General features: G+C 69.5%; 6 protein-coding genes. 4 read left to right on the top strand and 2 right to left on the bottom strand.

The genetic code is table 11. The features are described from left to right. Positions 1–40: 40 nt before the first annotated feature. Together ADL12_RS25140 and ADL12_RS25135 are read left to right on the top strand one after the other, a co-directional pair. Entirely contained in the window at positions 41–1,231 is a 1,191-nt protein-coding gene (locus ADL12_RS25140) for a cytochrome P450 (RefSeq protein WP_062705402.1), read from the top strand. Between the two features lie 1,055 nt (positions 1,232–2,286). Beyond that, on the top strand, positions 2,287–3,543 hold the full coding sequence (locus ADL12_RS25135; protein WP_062705400.1) for an MFS transporter: 1,257 nt from the start codon (positions 2,287–2,289) through the stop codon (positions 3,541–3,543). Between the two features lie 63 nt (positions 3,544–3,606). On the opposite strand, the gene ADL12_RS25130 is transcribed toward ADL12_RS25135, so the two are convergent. Continuing rightward, a complete protein-coding gene (locus ADL12_RS25130) occupies positions 3,607–5,280 on the bottom strand; it encodes a molybdopterin-dependent oxidoreductase (protein WP_079052262.1) in 1,674 nt (557 codons plus the stop codon). 26 nt (positions 5,281–5,306) lie between these two features. Then, on the bottom strand, positions 5,307–5,510 hold the full coding sequence (locus ADL12_RS25125; RefSeq protein ID WP_062705398.1) for a hypothetical protein: 204 nt from the start codon (positions 5,508–5,510) through the stop codon (positions 5,307–5,309). A gap of 239 nt (positions 5,511–5,749) precedes the next feature. On the opposite strand from ADL12_RS25125, the gene ADL12_RS25120 reads away from it, so the two are divergent. Both ADL12_RS25120 and ADL12_RS25115 read left to right on the top strand, forming a co-directional pair. Continuing rightward, positions 5,750–7,021, top strand: coding sequence for a sensor histidine kinase (locus tag ADL12_RS25120; RefSeq protein WP_062705396.1), 1,272 nt, complete (start codon positions 5,750–5,752; stop codon positions 7,019–7,021). Continuing rightward, positions 7,018–7,653: a response regulator transcription factor gene (locus ADL12_RS25115; protein WP_062705394.1), complete on the top strand. Its 636-nt coding sequence runs from the start codon at positions 7,018–7,020 to the stop codon at positions 7,651–7,653. The genes ADL12_RS25120 and ADL12_RS25115 overlap by 4 nt, the downstream gene beginning before the upstream one ends. Positions 7,654–7,766: the final 113 nt, after the last annotated feature.

The raw sequence follows: 7,766 nt of genomic DNA, 5'->3' as shown, positions 1-7,766 counted from the left end.
GCCCCTGCCCGTACGACAACCCCTACATGAGGACGTGACCATGACTCTCCCGCACCTCGCCCCCTACGATCCGCTCGATCCCGCCCACAACGCCGATCCCGCGGCCCGGCTCGCCGAGGCCCGCGACCGCTGCCCGGTGTCCCAGCCGCGCCCCGGCGTGCACTTTCTCGCCCGCCACGACGACGTACGGGACGTCCTCACCGCCCATGAGGCGTACTCGTCCGTCGACAACTTCGCCCTGGAAAGCGGTGGCACGACAGCCGACCTGCCAGCGGCAATAATCACCATGTTGGACCCGCCCGACCACACGGCCCTGCGCGCTCGTCTCAGGCGCTGGTTCGCTCCCGCCGTGCTCCGCAAGCAGGAACCACGTGTCCGCGACATCGTGACCGACATCCTCGACGCGTGGCAGCCCGGCCAGAAGGCCGAGATCTACCACGACCTGGCCCGTCGGGTACCGACCCGGGTGGTGTATGCCTTCCTCGGTCTGCCGGAGGAAGACTGGGACCGCCTGCACCGGTGGGCCGACGCGATCGACGACATCCTCCCGCAGGTGCCGATCGACATGCCGGAGTTCGTGGCACTCACCCGCTATCTCGGAGAGCAGTTCGCCGCCCGGGCTGCCGCCCCGGCCACCGGGAAGGGCGTCCTGGACGGTCTCGCGCACCCCGCTGACGGCGAGCCACCGCTCACTCCGGCCGAGGCCGTCATGCACACCCTCCAGCTGATCCTGGCCGCCACGGACACCACTGCCAGCCTGATCACCAACCTCCTCCACGAACTACTGGCAGACCGCAGCCACTGGGAACGGCTGCTCGCCGACCGGTCCCTCATCCCCACGGCGATCGAGGAGTCCCTGCGCCACGATGCGCCCCTGCAGTACGTTCTGCGCACCGTGACGCAGGAGCGGGAGATCTCCGGCTGCCCCGTCAAACCCGGCGACCGCCTGGCCGTCAGCCTCCAGTCGGCCAACTGGGACGACCGGGCCTGGGGCGCCGACGCCGCGGACTACTCTCTCGACCGCCCGGCGGGACAGGCCACTCCGATGACCTTCGGCTACGGCATCCACACCTGCCTCGGCGCACCACTGGCCCGGTTGGAGTCCCGCGTCGTCCTGGAACAGCTGCTGGAGCGCTTCCCCGACCTGCGGCTCGCTCCCGGCTATCGCCGTGAGCCCGCTCCGGGCCTGGTCATGGTCCGCCGCCCGGCTCGGCTCGACGTCGCGCTCTGATCAGAGCGCGATCCACCGCTGACGTCATGGAAGACATCAACCCGAGGGAGCGGATCTACTCGCCGCGCTCGCGGACTCGGCAGCCGTCGAACCCGCGCCCGGTGGGACCGGCACCAGCCATGCCCGCCCCTCAACCGCCACGGTGGCGTAAATACGCAGGTCGGCACCGTTGGCATGACCAGCCATGTTTTGTGGCTCCCGCCCAGGACTCGAACCGCGGCCAACACCCGCCATGAGCCGGTGCCCGGTTTCCCGGCCGCCAGCCACCCGCCACCCGCCGCGACGAGCCGTAACACTCACCGGGATGACATTCCAAGGAAACGGCACCACCTTGCCCGCCATGGGCTCCAGTTGCCCCGTAGCGGCCCGTGAACTTCAGGATATTCAGCACGGATCCAGCAGCGGGTACAGCGACGGAGGCGACCCCGGATGGGGCCAACCCCGCCTGACCACGGCTCGGTGGACCACGGCCGGGACTTCCCGTCCACGATGCGCAACCCGGCGCCCTACTTCAGCAACCGCCGGGGCGGAGCATCGTGCGCCTTGACAGCCCCAGCCGTCATGCGTGCGTATTTGCCAGATCGCTACACCGATGCTAAGTCGCCCACTAAACGTTGACCCGGAACATCGATGGCAACGCTATGACCTGCGAAAGAGCCGGTTTCGGGGCCACGACCCAGCAGTGATCCTGCATTCAGCCCGCCACCGCGCCAGCGCCCGTACGAGTCCGCCCAGCATCGACTCTGAGCTGCTATGACGTGGGTCCCTGGGGGGACAGGGCGGTCACCAAGGCGATAGCAGCCCGAGCCCCGAACCACGATCGGCAGCAACCGTAGCCCGCCCTGCGGAGACCGCGACGCCCCATCCAGCGCGTGGATGGGCGGATACGGGATTCGGATGGCGCGGAGGGTGGGCGGCGGGCCATGAAGGCCGCATAGTCGTGCCACCCGCACGCCGCTGTCCGGATTCGCCGTCGGCGTGAGGTCCTCCTCAGCATGCCGAGCGCCGTCGGCGCCTGTGCGGCATGCCCGCTCCCCCGAGTCCACGGAGTCGCCATGCCTGCTTCCTCGCCCCTGCCCTCCACCACGATCGATGAGTCCGCCCCGCCGCCCGTGAGCGTGTCGGGCCCGGCGCACCGGCTGCGGGTGACCGCGCTGATGGCGGGCAGCTGTCTGCCCGTCCTGGGGGCGGTGCTGATCGCTCCGGTGCTCCCCAGGATGCAGGAACACTTCGCCTCGACCCCCGGTGCCAAGGCACTTGTCCCGCTGGCGCTGACCGTTCCGGCGCTGGCACTGGCGCTGCTGGCTCCGGTCGCCGGAGTAATCCTGGACCGCCTGGGCCGCAAGCGTCTGCTGCTGGTGGCGACCGTCTTGTACGCGCTGTTTGGCACGGCGCCGCTCTGGCTGGACTCACTGGGCGCGATCATCGCGAGCCGCGCCCTGGTCGGCATCACCGAGGCGGCGATCATGACCTGCTGCACCACCCTGATCGGGGACTACTACACCGGTCAACGGCGGATGAAGTACCTCGCCCTGCAGACCATGTGCACCTCCGCGTCAGCCACGGCGTTCTTCGTGCTCGGCGGTACCGCCGGCGCGGCGGGCTGGCGGGTGCCGTTCTGGGTCTACGCGGTGAGCCTGCTGCTCGTCCCGGTGATGGCCTTCACCCTGCCCAGGCCGGTGGTGCGCCCACGCACGGAGGTTGTCCCGACTGCACGTCGCCCGTTCCTCTGGCGGCAGATGGCGGGAATCTGCGCCCTGACCCTCTTCGCGGCGATTGTCTTCTACACCGTCCCCGTGGAGATGGCGTACCTGCTCGACGACCTCGGAGTGGCCAACACGGGCATGATCGGTCTGGCCACCGCGGTCGCGAGCGCCGGCACCGTGGCCGGAGCGATCGCCTTCGCCCGCCTGAAGCGCTCCCCGGGGCCGATGCTGCCCGCCGTCTTCACGGTCTGCGCGGCCGGTTTCGGGGTGATGTTCCTCGCCGGCAGCGTCCCGCTGATGATCGTCGGTGCGGTGATCAACTGCCTGGGCACCGGCATGCTGTTGCCGTCGTTGCTCACCAGTGCCATGTCCCGGTTGCAGTACGAGGATCGCGGCCGGGGCACGGGGCTGTGGACATCTGCCTTCTTCGGCGGCTCGTTCGTGTGCCCGCTGGTGCTCCTTGCCCTGGAATCGGCGGTCGGCACGCTGGCCGGAGCCGTGGGGGTTCTGGGGCTGGCTTCCGCGATCGTCGCTGCCGGGCTGCTGGTGGCCCGGCGACAGGCCAGTGCCGCAGAGCCCGGGCCGCTACCCGACCAGGTGGCCTGAGGGCCTGGGCCGCAGCCCTTTGAAGATGTCTTCAGGCGGGAATCCCCGCCCGGCGGGAAATGCTCAGGCAACCGTGACCTTGATCGTGTGCCGCCCGGTCGCCCCGTCGGGCAACGGCTTGTGCACCTGTCCTGTCTGCACCTGGCCGGTGTTGTCGATGGTGCGTACTTGCAGCCGATGCTCGCCGGGCGTCGCCTGCCACGGCCAGCTCCACTGCCGCCATGTGTCCACCGACGGCACCGCCGCGAGCTGTGCCTGCTGCCATGGTCCGTCATCCACGCGGACCTCCACCGCGGACACCCCACGATGCTGCGCCCACGCCACCCCGGCCACCATCACCAGACCTTGCTTCAGATGCTTGCCCGCGGCCGGTGTGTCGATCCGCGACTGTGTCTTCACCGGAGCCAGCGCCGCGTAATCCCGCCGTACCCAATAGGCGCTGAAGTCCGAGAAACGACTCAGCTCCAGCTCCGTCAACCACTTCGTCGCCGATACGTATCCGTACAGCCCGGGCACCACCATCCGGACCGGAAATCCGTGTTCGACCGGCAGTGGCTCCCCGTTCATCCCGACCGCCAGCAACGCGTCCCGCCCGTCACGCAACGCTGCCGTCGGCGTACCTGCCGTGTAGCCGTCCACGGAACGGCTCACCACCTGATCCGCCCTGTCATCCGGCTCGACTTCATCCAGCAGACCCTCGATCGGTACCCCCAACCACCGCGCGTTACCGACCAACTCGCCACCGACCTCATTGGACACACACGCCAGCGTGATGTAGCGCTCCACCATCGGCCGTGCCAGCAGTTGCTCGTACGTCAATGTCAGCGGCCGTTTCACCCGGCCATGAATCCTCAGCCGCCAGTCCTTCGGTTCCATCTGTGGCACCGTCAAAGCGGTGTCGATCCGGTAGAAGTCCGCGGTCCTGGTCACGAACGGCTCCACTCCGGGCACGCCGACCGAGACCTTGGCGGGCAGTGGCGGTGCCGGGCTCGACGGGGACGGAAGAACCACCGCGGCCCGGGCCGCGGCCACACGTTGTGCCCAGAGCCGACGTCCGCCCGGTACGGCCACCGCGGCCGCGCCGATCGCCCCGACCGCCAGCGCCAGAAACCGTCGTCGGCCCGATGGCTGTCCCGCGCCGTCCACCACCGAGATGCCGGTGTCCGACGACGGCGAACGGGCACCCTGCAGGGGGGTGTGGGTTCCCTGCGCCGCCACGTCCGTGTCCAGGCCGGTGCCGTCCCCCAGGTCCTGCGCCGATACCGCAGCACGGTGTGGCAGGGTGCGACGCAGCAGCACCAGAAGGCCGGCAGCGGCCAGTGCACCGGCCACTGTCGGCAGCGGGTACGCCCACGTGGCGCTGGGCCGGGTGGCTGACGCGAGTACGCCGATCACCCCGAACACAGCGACGCCGACCAGCCCGTACCAGAGCCGGCGCATGGTCAGTACACCGATGAACGCGGCGAACACCGCCAACACCAGCACGATTCCCGCCTGCAGCGCCAGTTTGTCGTACGTGTAGAACACCGCGACGGCGAACTCCTTGACCGGAGTCGGCGCGGCGTCCACGGCGACGCCACCTACCGCCACGAGGGGCGCTGAGGGCCCGCCCGTCGCGGCTGCCACCAGCTCACCGACGCCCAGGGCGAGTGCGGTGGCCGCGACGCCGGCAAGCTCGCCATACCACTGCTTGGGCGGTCTTCCCGGTGCCGGCCGACCTGTCTTCTGAGTCTCCATGTCGATACCGGACGTCTGATCGGCGCTTACCGGCTCACCCGGCGCAGCCGGGCGAAGCCGACACCCAGCACGACGAGACCGACGATCGCCACGATCGGCCCGACGACCGCCCACAGCGTCACGCCGCTCATCGCCGAGCCCTTCATGACGTCGAGTCCCTGCAAGGTCCAGCCCACGCCGACAAAGGCCAGGAGTGCGCCGAGGCCGAGGACGAACCAGTTCTTCTTCATGGGGTATCTCCAGGTGGGGAGCCGAAGTTCTCGACAACGAGCGTGACGGTTCTGAGGCCGAGGCGGCGACAACGGTTGGTTGGACCCCGTCGTCAACCGATCGACGTACGCACACCCCCACCGGTGCGTGGACGTTCCTCGGCGCCGAGTCGGGCACCGTGGACGTGGGCGCCCGTAAACGTGGACGTGGCCGCCCGTAGACTGGCGGCCAGATCTCTGCGGGCGAAGGTGGACAGGGCGTGGCAGTACGCAGCACCGTCGACTTCGGGTACCGCTACCGCGTCGGATGGCACGTCCTCGTAGGCGCCGTCGCGATACCTCTTGCCATTGCCATAGCGGCCGACGTCACCGTGGCGCTCGGACAACGCCTGCTTGCCCTCGGTACGCTCGCTGTCATCGTCGCCTGCTATGCCCTGGTCGCTCCGCGAGCCATGGAGAACCGCGACGAGCGTTGGGGTGCGGCCTACTTCGCCGTCCTGGCGGTCGTGTTCCCGCTTCTGCTCGCCATCGCCCCGATCGGTGGCGCACTGCTGTTCGCGCTCTGCCCACAGTTGTTCGTGATGGTCGCGAGGTGGCGGGTACGTCTACCGCTGTTGTTGATCCTCTACGCCGAACTCGCCTGGGCCATGGTGGCGCGGGCCGGAGTCAGCCGCTACACGCTGGCGATGGTCGGCGTGACCGTTCTGGTACCCATGACCGTGACGATCCTCGTGGGCGCCTATCTGACCGGCATCCGCGAGCAGAACCGCAAGCGGGCCGCGCTGATCGAGGAACTGACCCGGACGCGGGCCGCACTGGAACGCGCGGGCCATGAGGCAGGCGTCCACGCCGAACGTGAACGCCTGGCCGCCGAGATCCACGACACCCTGGCACAGGGCTTCACCAGCATCCTCATGCTCGCCCAGGTCGCACGGACGACCCTGCTCCGTGATCCGACGGCCGCCGACGGGCAGCTCGACATCCTGGAGAAGACCGCCCGCGAGAACCTCGCGGAGGCACGCTCGCTGATCGCCGCATCGGCCCCGGTCGACCTGACCGGTCGCGGACTCGCCGATGCGCTGGACCGGCTCGCCGCCCGGCATACGCGCGACACGGGTACGCGCGTCGAGGTGTCGATCGTCGGCGAGCGGTCCGGCGCACCCACCGGCACCGACATCGCCCTGCTGCGCACCGCGCAGGAGGCCCTGGCCAACGTCGGCAAGCACGCCGCCGCCACGGCGGTGCGGATGGAGTTGCGCCACGATTCCGGCCTCATGGCGCTGGCCGTGACCGATGACGGCCAGGGCTTCGACCCGGCCGCCGTCCGGGGTGGATACGGCCTACTCGGCATGCGCACCCGCGCCTCCAGCCTCGGCGGAACCTGCACGGTGCGATCGGCTCCTGGCCAGGGCACCACGGTGCGGGTCGAGCTGCCGCCGACCCCGGCCGAGCAGGCGGCGCACAGCCTGCAGCCTGTGCTTGATCTCAGCTCCACACGGTCGACCACTGAGCGAGCGGAACCGCCTCGATGACTGTCCACATCCTGATTGTCGATGACCATCCCGTCGTACGCTTCGGCCTCCGCGGCATGCTCGAGACCTACGACGACCTGCGGGTCGTCGGCGAGGCCGGCTCCGGCGACGAGGCGATCGTCCTCGCCGCCGCGACGCGCCCGGACGTCGTCCTCATGGACCTGCGGATGCCGGGTACCGATGGCGCCACCGCGACGGCGCGCATCCGCCAGGAGCACCCCGGCATTCGCGTGCTCGTGCTGACCACCTACGAAGGTGACGCCGACATCCTGCCGGCGATCGAGGCCGGCGCCACCGGTTACCTGCTCAAGGACACCCCGATCGGTATCCTGACCGACGCGATCCGGGCGGCGGCCCGGGGTGAGAGCGTCCTGGCCCCGCCGGTGGCCGCCCGGCTGGTGACGCACATGCAGGCGCCGGCCAGGGAGCAGCTGACCCCCCGCGAGGTTCAGGTACTCGGCCTCGTCGCGCGGGGTCTGTCCAACGGCGAGATCGGTTGGCAGCTGTACATCGGCGAAGCGACGGTGAAGACGCACCTGCTGCGGACGTTCGTCAAGCTGGGTGTCAACGACCGCACCGCAGCCGTCACCGTCGCCCTCTCGCGCGGCGTCCTCACTCCACCACACCGGTGATCTTCGCGTGCGGGACTGTAAAGCGAACGGCTCTGGCCCGTAGTCGGTGGTGACACCGGGTAGTCACGCTTGGCCGGTGATCTTGTGATGAATGTCAACTCCCTTTCCAGCAG

The organism is Streptomyces regalis (assembly GCF_001509475.1).
Classification (GTDB): Bacteria; Actinomycetota; Actinomycetes; order Streptomycetales; family Streptomycetaceae; genus Streptomyces; species Streptomyces regalis.
The sequence above is the reverse complement of the archived record's forward strand: the minus strand, read 5'-3'. Positions and strand labels throughout refer to the sequence as shown.

What these genes read in the sequence shown, in the direction of transcription:
- ADL12_RS25140 (WP_062705402.1), top strand. Translation starts at nt 41, where the DNA reads ATGACTCTCCCGCACCTCGCCCCCTACGATCCGCTCGATCCCGCCCAC.
- ADL12_RS25135 (WP_062705400.1), top strand. Translation starts at nt 2,287, where the DNA reads ATGCCTGCTTCCTCGCCCCTGCCCTCCACCACGATCGATGAGTCCGCC.
- ADL12_RS25130 (WP_079052262.1), bottom strand. Translation starts at nt 5,280, where the DNA reads ATGGAGACTCAGAAGACAGGTCGGCCGGCACCGGGAAGACCGCCCAAG.
- ADL12_RS25125 (WP_062705398.1), bottom strand. Translation starts at nt 5,510, where the DNA reads ATGAAGAAGAACTGGTTCGTCCTCGGCCTCGGCGCACTCCTGGCCTTT.
- ADL12_RS25115 (WP_062705394.1), top strand. Translation starts at nt 7,018, where the DNA reads ATGACTGTCCACATCCTGATTGTCGATGACCATCCCGTCGTACGCTTC.